18 protein-coding genes and 1 pseudogene are annotated in these 18009 nt (G+C 42.2%); 7 read left to right on the forward strand and 12 right to left on the reverse strand.

All coding sequences use genetic code 11. From position 1 onward, the window contains the following. Nucleotides 1-45 precede the first annotated feature (45 nt). From AACQ83_RS19070 to flhB, 8 genes are all read right to left on the reverse strand, one after another. Nucleotides 46-1563 carry a hypothetical protein gene (locus AACQ83_RS19070; RefSeq protein WP_112879187.1) on the reverse strand — a complete coding sequence of 506 codons (1518 nt, stop codon included), beginning with the start codon at nucleotides 1561-1563 and terminating at the stop codon, nucleotides 46-48. 91 nt (nucleotides 1564-1654) lie between these two features. Then, the gene (locus AACQ83_RS19075; protein ID WP_112879188.1) at nucleotides 1655-3169 is read right to left on the reverse strand and encodes a hypothetical protein; all 1515 of its coding nucleotides are present in this window, start codon (nucleotides 3167-3169) and stop codon (nucleotides 1655-1657) included. Between the two features lie 35 nt (nucleotides 3170-3204). Beyond that, nucleotides 3205-3627 carry a hypothetical protein gene (locus tag AACQ83_RS19080; RefSeq protein WP_112879189.1) on the reverse strand — a complete coding sequence of 141 codons (423 nt, stop codon included), beginning with the start codon at nucleotides 3625-3627 and terminating at the stop codon, nucleotides 3205-3207. A gap of 18 nt (nucleotides 3628-3645) precedes the next feature. Beyond that, nucleotides 3646-5217, reverse strand: a complete 1572-nt coding sequence (locus tag AACQ83_RS19085; protein WP_112879190.1) for a hypothetical protein — start codon at nucleotides 5215-5217, stop codon at nucleotides 3646-3648. Between the two features lie 179 nt (nucleotides 5218-5396). Next, the gene (locus AACQ83_RS19090) at nucleotides 5397-5840 is read right to left on the reverse strand and encodes a hypothetical protein (protein WP_112879191.1); all 444 of its coding nucleotides are present in this window, start codon (nucleotides 5838-5840) and stop codon (nucleotides 5397-5399) included. An 863-nt stretch (nucleotides 5841-6703) separates the two neighbouring features. Then, nucleotides 6704-7123 (reverse strand): hypothetical protein, encoded by a 420-nt coding sequence (locus AACQ83_RS19095; RefSeq protein WP_112879192.1) that lies wholly within the window; start codon nucleotides 7121-7123, stop codon nucleotides 6704-6706. Nucleotides 7124-7631: 508 nt separating this feature from the next. Next, nucleotides 7632-9713: a flagellar biosynthesis protein FlhA gene (flhA, locus tag AACQ83_RS19100; RefSeq protein WP_112879193.1), complete on the reverse strand. Its 2082-nt coding sequence runs from the start codon at nucleotides 9711-9713 to the stop codon at nucleotides 7632-7634. Further along, a complete protein-coding gene (gene flhB / locus AACQ83_RS19105) occupies nucleotides 9706-10857 on the reverse strand; it encodes a flagellar biosynthesis protein FlhB (RefSeq protein ID WP_112879194.1) in 1152 nt (383 codons plus the stop codon). The genes flhA and flhB overlap by 8 nt, the downstream gene beginning before the upstream one ends. A 64-nt stretch (nucleotides 10858-10921) precedes the next feature. On the opposite strand from flhB, the gene AACQ83_RS19110 reads away from it, so the two are divergent. The 6 genes from AACQ83_RS19110 to AACQ83_RS19135 all read left to right on the forward strand — a co-directional run bounded on the left by AACQ83_RS19110 (nucleotide 10922) and on the right by AACQ83_RS19135 (nucleotide 15125). After that, nucleotides 10922-11065: a hypothetical protein gene (locus AACQ83_RS19110; RefSeq protein ID WP_158537800.1), complete on the forward strand. Its 144-nt coding sequence runs from the start codon at nucleotides 10922-10924 to the stop codon at nucleotides 11063-11065. A 201-nt stretch (nucleotides 11066-11266) separates the two neighbouring features. Further along, complete coding sequence (locus AACQ83_RS19115) at nucleotides 11267-12934, forward strand: S-type pyocin domain-containing protein (protein ID WP_112879195.1); 1668 nt, start codon at nucleotides 11267-11269, stop codon at nucleotides 12932-12934. Then, complete coding sequence (locus tag AACQ83_RS19120) at nucleotides 12934-13401, forward strand: DUF6392 family protein (protein WP_112879196.1); 468 nt, start codon at nucleotides 12934-12936, stop codon at nucleotides 13399-13401. Before AACQ83_RS19115 ends, AACQ83_RS19120 begins: the two co-directional genes overlap by 1 nt. 107 nt (nucleotides 13402-13508) lie before the next feature. Continuing rightward, a complete protein-coding gene (locus AACQ83_RS19125; RefSeq protein WP_112879197.1) occupies nucleotides 13509-13976 on the forward strand; it encodes a DUF6392 family protein in 468 nt (155 codons plus the stop codon). A 106-nt stretch (nucleotides 13977-14082) separates the two neighbouring features. Then, nucleotides 14083-14550, forward strand: coding sequence for a DUF6392 family protein (locus tag AACQ83_RS19130; protein ID WP_112879198.1), 468 nt, complete (start codon nucleotides 14083-14085; stop codon nucleotides 14548-14550). 107 nt (nucleotides 14551-14657) lie between these two features. Continuing rightward, on the forward strand, nucleotides 14658-15125 hold the full coding sequence (locus AACQ83_RS19135; RefSeq protein WP_112879199.1) for a DUF6392 family protein: 468 nt from the start codon (nucleotides 14658-14660) through the stop codon (nucleotides 15123-15125). Between the two features lie 261 nt (nucleotides 15126-15386). On the opposite strand, the gene AACQ83_RS19140 is transcribed toward AACQ83_RS19135, so the two are convergent. Together AACQ83_RS19140 and AACQ83_RS19145 are read right to left on the reverse strand one after the other, a co-directional pair. Continuing rightward, nucleotides 15387-15638 carry a DUF2442 domain-containing protein gene (locus AACQ83_RS19140; RefSeq protein ID WP_112879200.1) on the reverse strand — a complete coding sequence of 84 codons (252 nt, stop codon included), beginning with the start codon at nucleotides 15636-15638 and terminating at the stop codon, nucleotides 15387-15389. An 84-nt stretch (nucleotides 15639-15722) separates the two neighbouring features. After that, nucleotides 15723-15926 carry a DUF4160 domain-containing protein gene (locus AACQ83_RS19145; protein ID WP_205068666.1) on the reverse strand — a complete coding sequence of 68 codons (204 nt, stop codon included), beginning with the start codon at nucleotides 15924-15926 and terminating at the stop codon, nucleotides 15723-15725. A gap of 107 nt (nucleotides 15927-16033) precedes the next feature. Between AACQ83_RS19145 and AACQ83_RS19150 the strand changes: the two are divergent. Then, nucleotides 16034-16205 (forward strand): annotated as a pseudogene (locus AACQ83_RS19150) (IS982 family transposase); the annotation flags it as partial. Nucleotides 16206-16596: 391 nt separating this feature from the next. On the opposite strand, the gene AACQ83_RS19155 reads toward AACQ83_RS19150, so the two are convergent. After that, nucleotides 16597-17019 carry a cupin domain-containing protein gene (locus AACQ83_RS19155; protein WP_112879201.1) on the reverse strand — a complete coding sequence of 141 codons (423 nt, stop codon included), beginning with the start codon at nucleotides 17017-17019 and terminating at the stop codon, nucleotides 16597-16599. An 834-nt stretch (nucleotides 17020-17853) separates the two neighbouring features. Further along, on the reverse strand, nucleotides 17854-18009 hold a 156-nt coding region (locus AACQ83_RS19160; protein ID WP_192881047.1), incomplete at its 5' end, for a transposase.

An 18009-nucleotide genomic window follows, 5' to 3' on the forward strand; every position in this document is an offset into this window, starting at 1 on the left:
TATTAGACAGTCACCGTCATCTGTTTTCTGTCTTCTGTATGGGCATCAATTGATATTCTCAAAGATATAAACTGCACCGGCTTTGAGCTTAAAATCGACACTCTCTGACGTTGCGCCAACAACCAAACTCGTCCCCGCCTTATTCAGGCCGATAGGCCCACCAAAACCATTTAAATTATCTGAATTGCCTGAAGGGTTCAAAATCTCCATAGGCGTTTCCATATTCCACTTATCATTCAGACAGGTATACACATACACCCGGGAAGCCGCCCCCACTGCCAGACGATCCCCAGCATCATTCAGTTCGAGAAAATTGCCAAAATATACGTCACTTGTAGGAGCCGAAAACTTAATGGGATTTTCTCTATCCCAGATCCCATTCGTGCGCGTATACAGATAAACCTCCCTAACAACATTAGTGGATTGATAAGAACTTGAACCCACCACCAGACGATCTCCCTCTGCATTCAGGCTAAAAACCTTGGTAAAACGACGTAATTCATCTTTAGGGGCCATAAACTTAATGGGGTTTTCGCTATCCCAGATCCCATTCGTGCGTGTATACACATAAATCGTGCTTATTGTGGAATCATCGTAACCATGCACCGCCAGACAGTTTCCTGCGGCACTCAGGGCGATAGCCTTGCCAAAATCAAGAGAACTCGAAGGGACCGGAAACTTAATGGGATTTTCTCTATCCCAGATCCCGTTCGTGCGTGTAAACATATAGAACGTAGAATGTAACGTAGGTGGTTTGTATTCGCACCCAGCCACCAGACAGTCTCCTGCTGCGTTCAAGCTGATACCCAAGCCAAAGATTTCAGTGCGGCTCGGAGCCGGAAACCAAACGGGCTTTATTACATCCCAGACGCCATTTGTGCGCATATGTACACCAACCCTCTTTTCGGAACTATTGGCCCCACTAGCTGCCAACGCCAAGCAACCTCCCGCCGCATCCAGACAGACATCCCATGAAAATCCATAATGATCACTTTGATAAGACTCAAGCACAATAGGAGTGCTTATATTCCACTCACCACTCTTCCGGCGCGTATATACACAGACTTTATTAATCATCCCAACCGCTAAACAGTCTCCCGCGGCATTCAGGCTAACAGAAGTACCAAAGTACTCCCTCGCTTTAGGAGAAGGAGAAACAATACGCGTCATCATAGTACGTTTCAAACCTAACACCTGCGTGATCTCCATCCGCTCCCACCGCGATAAACTGAAAAAATCCGCAAATTGAACCTGCCGATCGGCATCCAATTTCAGATACCCTCCCCCATCAAAAGAGAATCCACCTTCTGGCTTCAAGGATAGCGCCAAAGCCCCCTGTTCAAAGTTTAACCCGCCAGAATGCTGGGTGTTGAGGGCCAGTTTTCCTTTGTCATCTCGTTTCAACCCTGTGGTTGGGCCATCACCCTGAGCGCCATCAATGATTTCATATGCCTTATATGCCTCATCAATCACATGAGAAAAGGCTTCCGGCATGAGCCGAACACCAGACTTAAAACTCGCTTTCAATGAGTCAACAGTACTAATTTCTTTATCAGTCATAATATGTCCTCAAAAGCCGTATTAGACAGTCACCGTCACCTGTTCTCTGTTCTCCGTTTTCTGTCCTCTGTCTTCTGTCTTCTGTCTTCTGTCTTCATTTGACATTCTCAAAGGTATAGACTGCACCGGCTTCAGGCGCGGAACCGACCTTGGTTAAAACTGCACCAACCGCCAAACTCGTTCCTAACTTATTCAAACTGACAGCCTTACCAAAACCATTTACATTGTCTAAATTGCCTGAAGGGTCCAAAATCTCGATAGGTGTTTCCATATTCCATTTACCATTCAGATGGGTATACACATACACTCGGGAAGCCGCCCCCACTGCCAGACGGTCTCCCGCATCATTCAGTTTGATAGTGCAGCCAAAATACGTTACGCCACTTGCAGGAGCCGAAAATTTAATGGGATTTTGTGTATCCCAGATCCCATTCGTACGCGTATACAGATAAACCTTCCCATTAATAATGGGTGAGTCATCATCCGCCCCCACCGCCAGACGATCTCCCTCTGCATTCAGGCTAAAAACCTTGCCAAAACCGGGTGAACTATCTTCAGGGGGATTGAACCTAATGTAGCCTTCATCCCAAGTCCCATTCGTGCGTGTATACACACAAACCATGTTTATTGCAGGAGAAGGATAATTAATATTGGTACCATGCACCGCCAGACAGTTTCCCGAAGCACTCAGACAAATCATGGCAACCTCGTTACCATAATCCGAAAAATAAAGCTTAATGGGGCTTTCTCTGTCCCAGATCCCATTCGTGCGTGTATACACATAGAGCTGAGATCTGTCTCCCCCCACCACCAGACAGTCTCCTACTGCGCTCAAGCTGACATTTACATCATAGCCGCTATAAGAACGCTGGATTGGAAACACAATGGGATTTTTTGTATCCCAGACGCCATTCGTGCGCATATACACACAAGCATCCATTTTATAAACATCGGTTTCTCTTAAGTATCCTACTGCCAGGTTATCTCCCTCCGCATCCAGACCGACACTCCATGAAGCACTGCGATATTTATCGCCATAAGCCTCAAACACAATGGGCGTGCTTGTATTCCACCACTCATCCTTCCGGCACATATACAAATAGAGCACTTTCTCCATCCCAACCACTAAGCAATCTCCCGCCGCGTTCAAGCTAACAGAAGTGCCAAAGCGTTCATTCTCTTTAGGGGAAGGAGCAACAATACGCGTCATCTTGGTGTTGGTACTGCGTTTCAAACCCAACAACTGTGCGATCTCCATCCGCTCCCACCGCGATAAACTGAAGAAATCGGCAAACTGAACCTGCCGATCGGCATCCAATTTCAGACGCTTTCCTCCATCAAAAGAGAGTCCACCTTCTGGCTTCAGTGACAGCGCCAAAGTTCTCTGATCAAGGTTTAACCCGCCAGAATGGTGAGTGTTGAGGGCCAGTTTTCCTTTGTCATCTCGTTCCAGCCCTGCGGTCGGGCCATCCCGCTTATCACCATCAATGATTTCATATGCCTTATATGCCTCATCAATCAAATGGGAAAATGCTTCAGGCATGGGCGGAACACCAGACTTAAAACTCGCTTTCAATGAGTCAACAGAACTCATTTCTTTATCAGTCATAATATGTCCTCAAAAGCCGTATTAGGCAGTCACCGTCATCTGTTTTCTGTTCGCTGTTTTCTGCTTTCTGTCCCAGCATTCAATAACAACTTGGCAATTTGTTCCCTCGTCTCCTCAGGAAGCAATTTAAAAGCTTGTGCTGAAACCGCTACAGTACCATCCACCGACAACGCCCCAGATTTATCCAACATCAATCCCCCATTGGGCTGTAGCCTTAACGCAAGCCCTCCCGGTTCCACCGCGATGCCATTGCCAGTCTTAACCGCCAAGCGGTTATCGATAATCTGCAATCCGACCCCCGGATGATAAGCTTGATCACCATCCTGCCAACCAAAAAGCTGTCGCCACAACGTGGCCCAATCAATCAGTGAATAAAATGCAGCCTCAGTCGGGATCTTGCCAGGGGCGAAGTGGGTACCAAGCTGACTGACCGTTTCATCTGTTATCTCTTTCGCCATCGTCTTTTCCTCATTTAGCTAGTCGTAAAGGTAAACTTTCCCTTCGCCACTTTTCCAGCCACTGGCGCCAATCGCCAATGTATTGGCGTCACCGCTAAAACAAACACCGGCGCCAAATTTATGGTTTGATTCCCCATCTAGCTCCAGTAACCTGCCCTGCATAATCCACTGTTCATTCTGATAGCTAAACCACCACACCGCCCCGGTTTGCACACCTGTGTCATTTTTACCAACAGGTGTTGACACCACCAGTATCTGGCCGTCACTACTCAAAGAGAGTTCGCTGCCAAACCTTTCCCCGGCACTCACCGCTTCTCTCAGTATCCCCATAACTTGCCATACATTACTGTGACGCTGGTACAGATAGACCGCACCAATATTGTTCTTCTCTCCCGGACACCCCACCGCCAGAATATTGCCGCTATCGCTCAGGCTGAGACTAGCGCCAAAGTCGTCTTTGCTGATGGTTAAAGGCGAAGTCAACGGATTGAGCGGCAGTTGCGGCTGCCAGTATTCCTCATGACGATGAAATATCGTCACTTCACCATTACCATTACGCCCCGTTGCCGCCACTGCCAAGGTTGAACCATCCGCACTCAAACTTAGTTTGCCGCCAAACATATCGCCCTGTGCCGGAGAAGCTAAGGTCAGACGCTCACCAAGCTGTGACCATTTCTTTCCGTCATACTGATAAAGATACGCTGCGCCGCAGTTAGTCAATAAACCCGATCTCCAGCCATAAGAACCTACCGCTAATAGTGTGCCATCAGCGCTCAAACTCACAGCGCAACCGAAATGCTGCTGAACGTTCGCCTCACTAAGCCAAATTTTGGCCGATTTCTCCCACACACCATTTGCCAATCTGTGATAAACGAACACTGAACCATGCCCGCCATCACTGTTTCGGTTATCAATACCCACCGCGAGAATATTACCGTTTCGATTCAGACTTAGCGCTCTGCCGCCATAACCACTAACGTAATCAGCGAATTGCTGCCGCCAACCATTATCGGTATAAGAAAATAGATATACAGGTTCCTTAGCCTCTGCCCCACTAAGCGCGATAGTTTTCCCATCGCCGCTGACACTGACAACAGCGCCAAGGTTTTTATTGTTACCGTTGGTCGGCAAATCAAACGCGGGCAACTGCGCCTTACTTGCTGCCATCTCCTCAGCATGAATCAGCCAACGGTAAAGCTCCCTTTTTTGTTCCTCTGTAAAACTCTCAAACAATGCCAGCGACAATTTAAAGTCGGGGCGTAATCCCAATTCGCCATTAATGAACTGTAAGCCGCTGCTCTTATCAATATTGACAGCAATTTCACGGTCTTCCCCGATATGCACCCCTTCTCCGGGATTCACTAAGAGTAAATTCACTTCATCCAGATCCCGGTTCAATCCTGCTCCTGGATTATTATCGGCCTGATCAGCATCCAGCCCGGCCAAACGCCGCCCTTCCGCCGCTATTTGCACCAATTGAGCATAATTTTCACTTTTCGGCAGGGAATATAATTTAAACCAGGATTTGACTTCCTCTTTATCCAACGGATTATTCTCGCTGGATGTAATAGATGTCTTGCTGTTAGCCATTAATACCTCCAATTCAGAATGACAGATAAGTTGATGTTATTACACGCCGTTCTATTCTTTTATTTTCGGGATAAACAATATTCTGGCTTTATCCCTCTCTTGATACTTCTCTTTATTCTAATTGACCGCTTTATCGGTAAACTTTACCGAATCGTCGGGCATGGTGATATGTTTAGCCCCTAAACGGGCATTCCTTCTCTGGGTACAAACAGCACCTCTGCGGCTTTTAGCTGTTCGTAGTCTTTCTTACTCCAGAAGAATTCTTTATCGGCAAACTTCGCCAAATCATCGGGTGTGGCAACATGTTTAATCCCCACACCGCGTATTTTTTCTGCGGGTATAAACAACACCCTTACAAATTCTATCTGCTCGTAGGTTTCCTCACTCCAGTAACCTTCTTCATCGACAAACCTCACCAAATCACCGGGCGTGGCGACATATTTAATTCCCAAGCCAGGTGGAATCTCTCCGGCTGGCGTAAACAACACTTCCGCAATTTTCATCTGTTCATAGGTTTCTTCATGCCAGAAGAGTGATTGATCAGCAAACTTCGCCAAATCATCGGGTGTGGCAACATGTATCACGACAATATCTTCTTGATGTAGCGGCGGTTCGGTGGACATAATGTTCCCCCTATTAATAAAGTCAGACCTTGGTTAATGTGTTATAGTTGATAGTTGATACTGCCCTCGGAAGACTCGCTCCCGATGATTCTTATCTAATATTTAACTTGACTACGCTATTCGTTTTTCGTATGACACAACCAGCTATATTTAAGCATTATAGAAAAGCGAGTTTTTGCCAGTTATTTGATGAAAATTTAATTGCTTTTTTTTAGAAATCTCATATAAAAAGATATTATTTAAATAACATTCGACTAGTGCCGCAATAACCATTCATTTTATTAGATTTAAATCAATCAACCAAGAATTTTATTATGAAAAATATAATAATCAATGACACTTATAAATGTTACATATTTACACCAAGCTATTTCATTGCTAAATAATAAAAATTTTACTTTAATAATTAAGAAAATATCGCGTACACTTAAATAACACTAGAATTATAATTATCCACATTAAATAATTCATAACTGGGGAGAACCGATAAAATGTTAAAGGGAGATGGTTAATATATGCAAAAAAATTGTTAATAGCCATGTCAATTATCTCTTTAATTTTTCACAATATTAAACCAGACGGACAATTCATTTAAATTAAGAGATTTATTAACGAATAATAAAAAATTAACAATATGCAAAATATAAATTTCTAATATGGAATTTCAGATTTAATAGAATAGAAAACTAAGCATTCGTCAGCCAGCTTTATATCTGATAATAGGGTTGATAGTATGGAACATGAGAGTTACCTGGCGTTTTGTTTAAGATTTCAAATCTATACAAAAACCGGCAACTCTCAATTTTTCAAGGTTCTGTATCAGTACGAGTCGCACCTAATACACATTAAATTAACTTAATCGATTATTTCCCAAATATCTTAGTTTTAGCTGGTATTCCATCTGAGAATTTCGTACCACTCCAGTCTATCCGATTGGGTGGTATGCCGAATTTTTTCCACGTTAATTTAACAGGCACTCCAAGTATGCATGCAGCAATAAACCGATGCTGACCATCCATGATGTGAGTAAGCCCCGTCTGGCTATTGCGCCAGACAACGATTGATATTGGATTTCCCTTTGTTTTGAAGTTTGCTATTTTTTCGTCAACAACTGTTTGAAAAACTTCTGCTTGAGCGGGTAGTGGTGCATAATTCCCAATATCCCTTCGTCCTACAGGACTGCCTTTTAATATTGATGTGTCATATGTGTCCTCATTTCCTTTTAGTTGAGGTCCGTTTTCTGTTTTTCTTAATGTTACGGGATTTAACATATTTTTATACATATTTAACTCTCATCCTTTTGAATTGTGTAGGGAATCAGATATTACTGAATTTTCTTTTTTCGTCACCCAATTTTGTGTATTATTTTTTATCTTTCCTTTATCACTCTTTTATTCAGCATTTGACTGTTTAACCCGTTATTTATTATTCTCACTCAGTATGACTTGATCTATTTTTAATCTATTTCGAGAATTTTTTAATATCAGCCACGGACATAATATTCGTCATGAATAAACTTAATAATCGTTCACGTAATACATTTAGGCACAAAACACCCAATGAATTATTTTCACATAAAAAAGTTCACTTATTATATGAGCGCACAAATATTAAATATAAAATTTATTTTTTAAGAATCTAAATTAACTTAAAAATAATTCACTTATTTTTTGATATTAGATTATTATTACTAACCTATAAGTACATTAGCAATTATTATTTAATAATGAAAAAACCGAAGTGAATAGAAATCACTTCGGTGATACTTGTAAAAAAATGCTATTGATACCGCTATCCGTTACCACCAATGGTCGCGGTCATACGAATCTGACGGTTATCACTGATTTCAAGATTAGATAAAACCACTAATTGAGGCAAAGCCCTACGCAAGAAACGCGATAACAGCGGGCGTAATGCATGATTAACCAACAGTACCGGAGGCGCGCCCAACATTTCCTGACGTTGTAGTGCTTCCATTGCCTGCCGTTGCAAGTTATCCGCCAATCCGGGTTCCAAACCACCGCCATTTTGTAACGCCTGAATTAACAAGCGCTCAAGGCCCGCATCCAATCCGATGACCTGAATTTCCTGCGCTCCGGGGAACCACTGTTGAGCAATTGCCCGACCAAGCGCAATTCTAACCAAAGATGTCAATTCATAAGGATCAGTTTGTCCAGGCGCATGTTCAGCCAAGGTTTCAATAATTGTCCGCATGTCTCGAATCGGCACTTGTTCGGACAACAGATTTTGAAGCACCTTGTGCAAGGTTGTCAGATTAACAACATCAGGAATAAAGTCCTCGGTCAGTTTAGGCATCTCTTGGCTGACTCGCTCAAACAGTTGCTGGGCTTCCTGACGACCAAACAGTTCATTGGCATATTGCGTCAACAGATGATTCATATGGGTCGCAACCACCGTACTGGCGGCAACCACCGTGTACCCCTGAACCTGAGCTTGCTCTCTGAGGCTATCATCAATCCAAACCGCAGACAGGCCAAAAGCGGGATCTTTCGTGATATCACCTGGCAATTCCCCCACGGCGCCACCGGGATTAATCGCCAGCCAGCGCCCCGGATGCGCTTCACCACGACCAATTTCTACCCCTTTCATCAGAATACGGTAGCCCGCTGGGGCCAGTTCAAGGTTATCCCGGATATGAACAACTGGCGGTAAGTATCCCATCTCTTGGGCAAATTTCTTACGAATGCCGCTGATTCTACCCAATAACTCACCATTCTGGCGAAAATCAACCATCGGGATCAGGCGATATCCCACTTCCATACCCAAAGGATCTTCAAGCTGAACATCGGACCATGAAGCTTCTGATGTCTGTTGCTGCTCTTCTATTTTTGGTTTTTCTGTATTTATTGCCGGCGCATCAGTACGGCGATACAGATACCAGCCAAGACCAGCTAATGCCGCGGTAAATAACAGGAAAACAAAATTGGGCATTCCCGGTACCATGCCCAACAATCCGAGAACACCCGCGCTCAACATCATCACTCTGGGATTGTTGAACAGTTGAGTTACCATCTGCTGACCAACGTCCTGATCCGTTGCTACACGGGTAACAATAACACCCGCCGCAGTAGAAATAATGAGAGCAGGTAACTGTGCAACCAAACCATCACCAATGGTTAACAGGGTATACGCTTCTCCCGCATCCCCCAAACTCATACCATGTTGGGCCACACCAACAATTAAGCCGCCAACGACGTTGATAACTAAGATCATCAATCCCGCAATCGCGTCGCCGCGCACAAACTTACTGGCGCCATCCATCGAACCATAAAAATCCGATTCTTGTGTCACTTCAGCACGGCGTTTCTTCGCTTCTTCTTCACCAATTAATCCGGCATTTAAATCGGCATCAATTGCCATCTGTTTACCTGGCATGCCATCCAACACAAAACGGGCGCCCACTTCGGCAATCCGCCCTGCACCTTTAGTAATGACCATAAAGTTAATCAATACCAAGATGATAAATACCACAATACCGATAGCAAAGTTGCCACCAACCAGAAAATGGCCAAATGCCTCTACAACGTGCCCCGCTGCCGCAGAACCCGTATGCCCTTCCAATAAAATGATACGGGTTGAAGCTACATTAAGAGATAAGCGCAATAACGTGGAGAACAGCAAGATGGTCGGAAATGCGGCAAAATCTAGCGTACGCCGGGTAAACATCGCCACCAGCAACACCATGATTGATAGCGCTATGTTAAACGTAAACAGCAAATCAAGCATGAATGGCGGCAATGGCAATACCATCATCGACAAAATCAAGAGGATCAATACCGGCCCGGCAAGCATTTGCCATTGCGAGCCTTTCATATTGCCCGGTAAACGAAGTATAGAGGCCAGATTAGCCATGACGATTATTTTCTCCAGCAAAATCCAGTGCTGGCGGCACTGGCAGATTTTCAGGTTTCTTCGGCTTCAAGCCGCCTTCCCGTTTCCAACGTTTCAATTGGTAGACCCAAGCCAGAACTTCCGCGACGGCTGCATAAAGTGTCGCGGGGATTTGCCCGCCAACTTCACTATGGCGATAAAGTGCCCTGGCAAGTGGCGGCGCCTCAAGTAATGGAATGCGATTTTCTGTACCTATTTCTTTAATCCGTAATGCAATAATCCCCGCCCCTTTCGCCAATACTTTCGGCGCACCCATCGCTTTTTCATCATATTTCAGCGCAACAGCATAGTGAGTCGGGTTGGTGACAATGACATCCGCTTTCGGTACATCCGCCATCATACGCTGACGGGCAGCCGCCCGTTGTTGCTGACGGATACGCGCTTTAACATGTGGGTCCCCCTCTTGTTCTTTAAATTCATCCTTTATTTCCTGCCGGGTCATTCTCAGTTTTTTCAAATGGCTGTATATCTGATAAACAACATCGAAAGCCACCATCGGTATCAACATGAAAACCACTACATAACCGGCGAATATCAGCATTTGCATAGCATCATCCAGCGCCAACAATGGCGGTTGAGCTATGAGCCGCAACATGGCAGGCCAGTTCATCCAAAGGAACAAAGCGGCGCCAATACCGACAAATCCTGCTTTAAGTAGTGCTTTGAATAATTCCGCCAACGCATTCATTGAAAAAATACGTTTCAGGCCAGAAATGGGATTCAATTTTTTCGGATCAAATTTGATGGATTTGGTACTGAACACTAATCCACCCAATAGCGCCGGAGCACTTAATGCTACTAACACTAATCCGGCAAAAACCGGCAACAAAGCCAAAACAGCTTGCTGGAGCAATCTGCCAATCTGTTGAACCATCTGTTTATCATTGCTGACTACATTGTGATCAAAGCTAAACCCTTCAAACACCATCAACGACAATTCATGCGTCATTGACTGACCACTTATCCAGAGCAAACTTAAACCACTGGTCAACATCAATATAGAACTCAGCTCTCTGGAGCGGGCTATCTGCCCCTCTTTGCGGGCTTTTTCCCGCTTATGGGGAGTGGGTTCTTCTGTTTTCTCAAGATCGCTATCTTCAGCCACGGATTTCCTTGTCAGCGTTTAAAACATTGTCGGTCAGAAAATATGGAATCAAATGGCTGTTAGCATGACAAAAGAGAAAAAATCCGATGGCTGGAACAATGGGAAATTTGACCGGGTATTTGCGGGATCAAGTTCAACAACAAACACGATTAACAATGAAAAAATCAGCGAGGTTACATTTTCCAAAATCAATGATAAAGCCAGCTAATCAAACTGTTATCCACTTATCATCAGAGCTAGCAGCAAAGAATTCGATTTTATTTTCATTAATTTCTGAACTTTTTTATATCTCTTTAACTCAAATCTTTTGCATTACAGATCAATTATTGCTTTTTAAGTTGTAACGATATGGTAATTATTTCAGTTAAACAAACGATTAATGTGGTTAGTCAAAGGGGAAGTGAAGTAGATGGCAATAGGGTATTACCTGCTCGTTGGTGACAAAACCACCTGTGGCGGACAGATTATTACGGGTGATCACACCATGACATTCAATGGGCGAGCAACCGCGCGTGAAGGAGATAAGGTCACCTGCGGCAAGCATCCCGGTACTTATATGATTGTCGGCGGTATATCAGACATGTTTGATATGGGGCAACGATTAGCTGGCACACTGGATAGTGTCAGCACCTGCCCTTGTCGGGCCCGGTTTATCAATTCGGTTATGGACAGCTACGAGAAGCAGGAACAGCCTCGACATCAAGCGGTAGCGCCTGCTTATATGGCGTCATCACCAATGAAGGAAGCAACAACGGTTCAGCCCAACACTCCACCGGTGACACAGGCACCGCCTCCACCGATCCCGGTATTTGCCAAATCTCGTCAGCGGGGCAAAGGCTGTACCGATGCCGGTACAGAAACTGAACCGGCAAATAATTTCGGTAGGATGGGGATATATCAGGTTCCATCATCGCCCGCACCCGTCACGGAATCAAAGCCTGCACAGCCCCCGCAAGGCAAAAAACACCCACCAGAACCGGATAAGCCACAGGATAAAAAATTACCGTGGTATAAACGGTGGTTTAGTAGCAGCAAAGATAAGGCCGAAGTCGCTGCGACTGCTGTAGCTGCAACGACTCGCAGCGCGGTAGCGGATGGCGAAGCGCTGGTGATGCGTTACATTGGTGGTGGCGTTACCAGTGCCGGGCATTGGCTGGCGGCGCCGAACCCGTTGACAGTCGGATTAATGGGGCTGTTTTATTCACCGGGATTGAATGAGGGCGAAGAGGATTACTTAAACCGATATCATCTTAGTGAAATTGCGGAACGGTTCGGTAAAGCGCCGACTCGCGTTCGTTTTCGCTGGATCAGAGATGAAAAAATCGGCAGGATGACAGTTCAGGGCTATCACGTCAGCCCGGAAAGTGGTCTGGATAAAGTGCCGGTTCATATGATGAGACTGAATCCGGCCACTGGTAATTATGAATTCTGGGAACCGGGAGAAAAATACCGGCCGACGATCTTATGGACGCCGAACGAACAGAAATTCAAAGTTCCACCCCATACCGGGAACGAGGAACAGCCGTTTATTCCATCGCAGATAACCGTATTGCCGATCCCGGATAAGATAGGCAGCGATATTGAATCGTTGCCGATGCCGGAAGAGAAGGATTTCCGCGATTATATTTTGATCCTCCCCATCCAGAATATGCCGCCGGTGTATGTGTATTTGAGTAAGCCGCCGGTGAAATTGTTAGAGGTGGATTTGTATAGTAATTTTGCGGGTAGGCCAAGAAATGGGATGCATGCTGATCATATGCCTTCGGCTGCTGCGGTTAAAAAGGCTCTGAAAAAAAGGTACCCAACACGTAAGCGGGAAGAATTAGATAATTTGTCTAAAGATGTTGCTGCAATCATTATTCCATCTGAGGTTCATCGAAAGTTTAGCGTAACTTATGGAGGTAGAAATTCTCCGATTCAAATAGAACAGGATGCAAAGGACTTAAAGGCAGCCGTGGATCGTGATTTTAATGCGATAAAACCAATATTGAAGAACTACGGTACAACAGAAGAGCAGGTTGAAAAAGCTAGATCGAAAATACACAAGATTAATCAGAAACAGGGGTTGTACGAATAATGACGATTAACATTGAAGCGTTAATTAATCACTTAGGTAGAACTTATCAGGAAATTTATAGTGAAGGGTTAATTCCTTATAAGACAAAGCCTAAAGGTGACTTAGGCTGTGATTATGTATCATTGAATATGGTTAGAGAAGGTGTGTATTTGGCGTTTAAAAGAGATAATAAGGAACTACTTGATGTGACTGTCACTTTAATTGATAAGGATAAGCCATCATACCAATTTCCTAATGCATTACCATCACCATTCGCCCCCAAAATGTCACGTAAATGGATTCATGAGCATTTTGGGGAACCTGAAAAATCTCATCCTCCCGAGATGATTATGAGGCACCAGTTTGGTTGGACAGAATTATATACATTACTTGATTTTCGTATTCCTACAAGTATGCAAATTTCTTATGATCTCACTGAACAGGTTGAATCTTTGACTTTTTTGCTCACCTCAGAAGTGGGCTGGTAGTCAATATAAAGAGGAGTTTTTTCTTGAGAGCCAATTCATTAATCAACAGCGTAAAAGGCTATATTGAAAATGAATTGGCTTAATTGAGAAAAGAGGTTATATAAATAATGGCGATTAACATTGAAGCACTAATAAATAGTTTAGGTAGGTCTTATCAGGAAATTTTTGATGAAGGATTAATTCCTTATAAAACGAAACCAAGTGGTTTTGCGGGTGATAGTATAGTATGCTTGGATATGGTTAAAGAAGGCGTTTTTCTGTCTTTTTATCGGGAAGGAAAGCGATTAAAAGAAATTACATTAACTTTGCTTGACGAGAGGAATTCTTTATACCAGTTTTCTAATGAATTGCCTTCGCCATTAATTCCAGTAATGTACCGACAGTGGGTTCATGAGCAATTTGGCAAACCAGAAAAATTTCTTCCACCGAGAAAAAGGCTTAAAAAAGATATTGGCTGGACTGAGCTATATACATTGCTGGATTTTCGTATTCCGACTAGTATGAAGTTTGATTATGATCTATTGGAGCAAGTTATATCAGTGACATTCTTACCCACCTCAGAAGTACGTTGGTAATTAATATAAAGAGAAGATTTTTCTTAAGAGCCAATTCATTAATCAACAGCTTGCAAAGCTAAGCTGAAAATGAATTGGCTTAATTGAGAAAAGAGTTATATAAATAATGACGATTAACATTGAAGCATTAATTAATAGTTTAGGTAGAACTTATCAGGAAATTTTTGATGAAGGGTTAATCCCTTATAAAACCAAGCCAACAGGAAATTCTGGAACTGAGTATATATCTCTAGATATGGTTAAAGAAGGTGTTTATCTTGCTTTTAAAAAGAAGAATAAAGTTTTATTTGATGTGACACTTACCCTATTGGATAGTGATAAACCATCATACACATTTCCAAATGAGTTACCATCACCACTGATCTCACATATGTCACGTCAGTGGATCCATGAACAATTCGGATTGCCTGAAAAGTCAAAAGAGCCAAAAGTGATAATGAAGCAAGAGTTTGGATGGGTTGACTTGTACACGATACTAGATTTTCGTATACCAACTAACATGCAAGTTGATTACGATTCATCAGAGCACGTTAAAGAAGTGACTTTTCTACCCACCTCAGAAGTTCGTTGGTAGTCAATAAAAGAGTTTTTTCTTAAGAGCCAATTCATTAATCAACAGCTTAAAAGGTTAAATTGAAGATGAATTAATTGGCTTAGTTGAGAAAAGAGGTTATATAAATAATGACGATTAACATTGAAGTGTTAATTAATCACTTAGGTAGAACTTATCAGGAAATTTATAGTAAAGGGTTAATTCCTTATAAAACAAAGCTTAAAGGTGACTTAGGCTGTGATTATGTATCATTGAATATGGTTAGAGAAAGTGTGTATTTGGCATTTAAAAGAGAGAATAAGATTTTATTTGTTGTGACAATTACCTTAATTGATCGAGATAAGCCATCATATCAATTTTCCAACGAGTTGCCATCTCCCCTAATTTCGATGATGTCTCGTCAATGGGTTCATGAACAGTTTGGAGAACCTGAAAAGTCGCATCCACCTGAGATGATTATGAAGCACCAGTTTGGTCGTAAGGACTTATATACATTACTTGATTTCCGTATTCCGACAAATATGCAGATCTCCTATGATTTACTTGACCGTGTAGAATACATAACATTCTTACCCACCTCAGAAGTACGTTGGTAGTCAACATAAAGAGAAGATTTTTCTTAAGAACCAGTTTATTAATCAGTAGTTTAAAAAATTAAACTGAAAATGAATTTGAATTGACTCAATCAAAAATGGAATAATTAATTGAATTTTAGGCAAAAAAAAGCACCCTCAAACCATGCTCGCCATTTTTCATCCGTAAATTGTATTTTAGTCAGTCCATCAATAACCTTCTAGAAAATGACTAAAACGCTCGCCTTTACCAATATCCAAACGCAAGCAATGCAAACAGTTCAATCATATATTACCCCTTAAGTGGGATTTGAGCTTTTTGTAGAGTGCGTCGGGTGCCAGATCAGCATCATTCGGCCAGCACACTGCGCCACACTCATCAACACGCGCTTGGGCAAAGAATTTCTGCTCTTTCAGTGGCTCTAACATGGGTCCGAACAACCGATCCGCGATGCACACCTCTCCATAGGTACCATCATCGAACGTCACCGCCAAGGTGTATTCTGGCTTTATTTCCACTTTCGTTACTCTGCGCATGATAATCACTCCAGCGGTTCAATCTTGTTGAGAGGCTGATGCTGCTCAGCCAGTTGCCAGTCATTCAGCAGATCCTGCCTGTGCTCAACCGCCCATTCGATGACCATAGCCTTTTGCTCGTTTGGGCAATGAGCCTTCCATGACCTCCAAGGTTTCAATTGAGATAATAGCCTCATGTTCACCGTAGTAAGCATGGAAATGAGGCGGATTATGGTCGTCGTAGTACATCCGGATCAGGATGCCAAAAAACTCACTGATAGTTGGCATTTGTAATGGCCTGAGAAACAATGATTCACCAATCACATAATGCTATTCAAAGTAGCACTAAGATTGACACTACTCAACCATTAAATACGAGATATAAATATCGAGAAAAGGAATCCTTTAGTTGGTTCATCAATCCCCAAATACGAATACCCAATATTTCTCAGATAGAACATTCACGACACTGTAGTGTGCAAGGATTAATGTTAAATGTGTTAGAGGGACAGATAGCTTATTGTCACAAAGAGAACAAAGTCACTGAATATTTCCTGCTTAGAAATGGATATGTTAGTAACGGCTTAACCAGAACTCAGGTTATTTAAGTTAATTTCCATCCGGAAACTCATTACCACCACCCATTGAAATTATTTTCCAATTTAAATATTAGATTAAAATAATTTCAATAGTCATTTCCACCTTTATCATTACAATAGAATATTATCTCTAATATATTTCTCCATTTTATTTACAGTAAATCTAATGTTTCATCGGCTAGTACCTGATCCCCTTCATGAGATGCTCATATATATTGATTGAAAAAATCTTATATCATCCTTTTATCACTCCAATTACTTCTCCTGATTTATAATTATCTTCATGAATATAATGTTAGATACTTTATCTCTGGCAGAATATCATGGCATTCTCGCAATTCACCAAGCACTAGCACATGTTTAATTCAATTTATCCCAAGTTAAACCTTTAATTCTTCTGGGGTTCCCTCTCTATATGGCACCAACGTCGTCCTATCTTGCGAATCAACCGCACAATGATTATTACCGACAACAACCATGACCAAATCGCTAGTTGCTTTAATCGCGTGATCTATTTGTCCATTCACAAAATAACAAACTCCAGGCTCTATTTCATGCTTTTCACCCGCATAAATAACATAACCCGTTCCTGCGAGCACAAATAAGATATGATGCCCTAAGTGAGTATGATTCTGCATCCCTTCATCTTTGCTGAAACGAATTAGATCAGCACCAAAGCCATCAAACGAAACTAATCCCTCACCCGTTCCCATACTGTTAACCATTTTATGACTTCTAGCCATTGTATCGACAACGAGATGTTCACCATTCCAGTGACAAAACCTATTTTTAATAAATTCCATATTACCTTCCTTTTATCTCTATAAATAAAATTTTAAAGTAACTATCATCTCTCTTTATTAATTTAAATAATACTATCTCTCTATCAAGTAAATAATATTTCCCAGTAAAATTTAATCATCACAAATTATATAGACAAATAAACTAACTGGTTACTAACAATATATCAAACAGAAATATGTAATTCCATAGTAGTATTTTACAAATATTCACTTTGTGATAACAATCACTGTAAAACGCTTATTTTAAATATCTTTGTAGAAGATAACCTCAGTTTAAAATGATATTATCCAAAAATTAGGTTAATTATATTATTAAATCAGGACAATAATAACATTAACCAAACTGGCCTTAATCCTCACTAAAAATAACTATTTCAAAGATGTATATACCCTATGGATTTCAAGATGGATCGCGACGGCAAGGGAGCGAATCCCCGGGAGCATAGATAACTATGTGACCGGGGTGAGCGAGTGCAGCCAACAAAGAGGCAACTTGAAAGATGACGGGTATAAATACAAATTTTTTATTTTAACCAAGAAATATATAAAATTAATCCTACTACTACTCTCAATAAAAATCTTATTATGCTACAGCAGCTAACATACTCATTAGAGAAATACCCTTTAACTGCTCAAGCATCGTTTTAATTAAATACTACTTTCTTAGCCAAATCCGCCGAGGACCTTCTTTCAATACAAACGGAAACATAAGACAAAATCATAACCACCCGCATAGCGGGTGGTTTGCTCTAGCCCTATAAGGGCATGTTACCGACTGCGCCTAAATGACGCGGCTTTCTCTTCGTTCAAGCTAAGTGTCTTTGCTGCTTTGGCTTACCCCTTGAAGGGGTCGTTATACTCTTGTGTACTTAGTTTATCCTGAAGTAAATCTGACTTTTCTTGCTCTCTGATATATTTACGGATTGTCGCTTCATTCAACCCCACTGTGCTGACGTAGTAACCTTCCGACCAAAACTTCCGGTTGCCAAA

Source organism: Photorhabdus sp. S10-54, assembly GCF_963878145.1.
GTDB lineage: Bacteria > Pseudomonadota > Gammaproteobacteria > Enterobacterales > Enterobacteriaceae > Photorhabdus > Photorhabdus kayaii.

What these genes read in the sequence shown, in the direction of transcription:
- AACQ83_RS19075 (WP_112879188.1), bottom strand. Translation starts at nt 3,169, where the DNA reads ATGACTGATAAAGAAATGAGTTCTGTTGACTCATTGAAAGCGAGTTTT.
- AACQ83_RS19080 (WP_112879189.1), bottom strand. Translation starts at nt 3,627, where the DNA reads ATGGCGAAAGAGATAACAGATGAAACGGTCAGTCAGCTTGGTACCCAC.
- AACQ83_RS19085 (WP_112879190.1), bottom strand. Translation starts at nt 5,217, where the DNA reads ATGGCTAACAGCAAGACATCTATTACATCCAGCGAGAATAATCCGTTG.
- AACQ83_RS19090 (WP_112879191.1), bottom strand. Translation starts at nt 5,840, where the DNA reads ATGTCCACCGAACCGCCGCTACATCAAGAAGATATTGTCGTGATACAT.
- AACQ83_RS19095 (WP_112879192.1), bottom strand. Translation starts at nt 7,123, where the DNA reads ATGTATAAAAATATGTTAAATCCCGTAACATTAAGAAAAACAGAAAAC.
- flhA (WP_112879193.1), bottom strand. Translation starts at nt 9,713, where the DNA reads ATGGCTAATCTGGCCTCTATACTTCGTTTACCGGGCAATATGAAAGGC.
- AACQ83_RS19110 (WP_158537800.1), top strand. Translation starts at nt 10,922, where the DNA reads ATGACAAAAGAGAAAAAATCCGATGGCTGGAACAATGGGAAATTTGAC.
- AACQ83_RS19115 (WP_112879195.1), top strand. Translation starts at nt 11,267, where the DNA reads ATGGCAATAGGGTATTACCTGCTCGTTGGTGACAAAACCACCTGTGGC.
- AACQ83_RS19120 (WP_112879196.1), top strand. Translation starts at nt 12,934, where the DNA reads ATGACGATTAACATTGAAGCGTTAATTAATCACTTAGGTAGAACTTAT.
- AACQ83_RS19125 (WP_112879197.1), top strand. Translation starts at nt 13,509, where the DNA reads ATGGCGATTAACATTGAAGCACTAATAAATAGTTTAGGTAGGTCTTAT.
- AACQ83_RS19130 (WP_112879198.1), top strand. Translation starts at nt 14,083, where the DNA reads ATGACGATTAACATTGAAGCATTAATTAATAGTTTAGGTAGAACTTAT.
- AACQ83_RS19135 (WP_112879199.1), top strand. Translation starts at nt 14,658, where the DNA reads ATGACGATTAACATTGAAGTGTTAATTAATCACTTAGGTAGAACTTAT.
- AACQ83_RS19140 (WP_112879200.1), bottom strand. Translation starts at nt 15,638, where the DNA reads ATGCGCAGAGTAACGAAAGTGGAAATAAAGCCAGAATACACCTTGGCG.
- AACQ83_RS19155 (WP_112879201.1), bottom strand. Translation starts at nt 17,019, where the DNA reads ATGGAATTTATTAAAAATAGGTTTTGTCACTGGAATGGTGAACATCTC.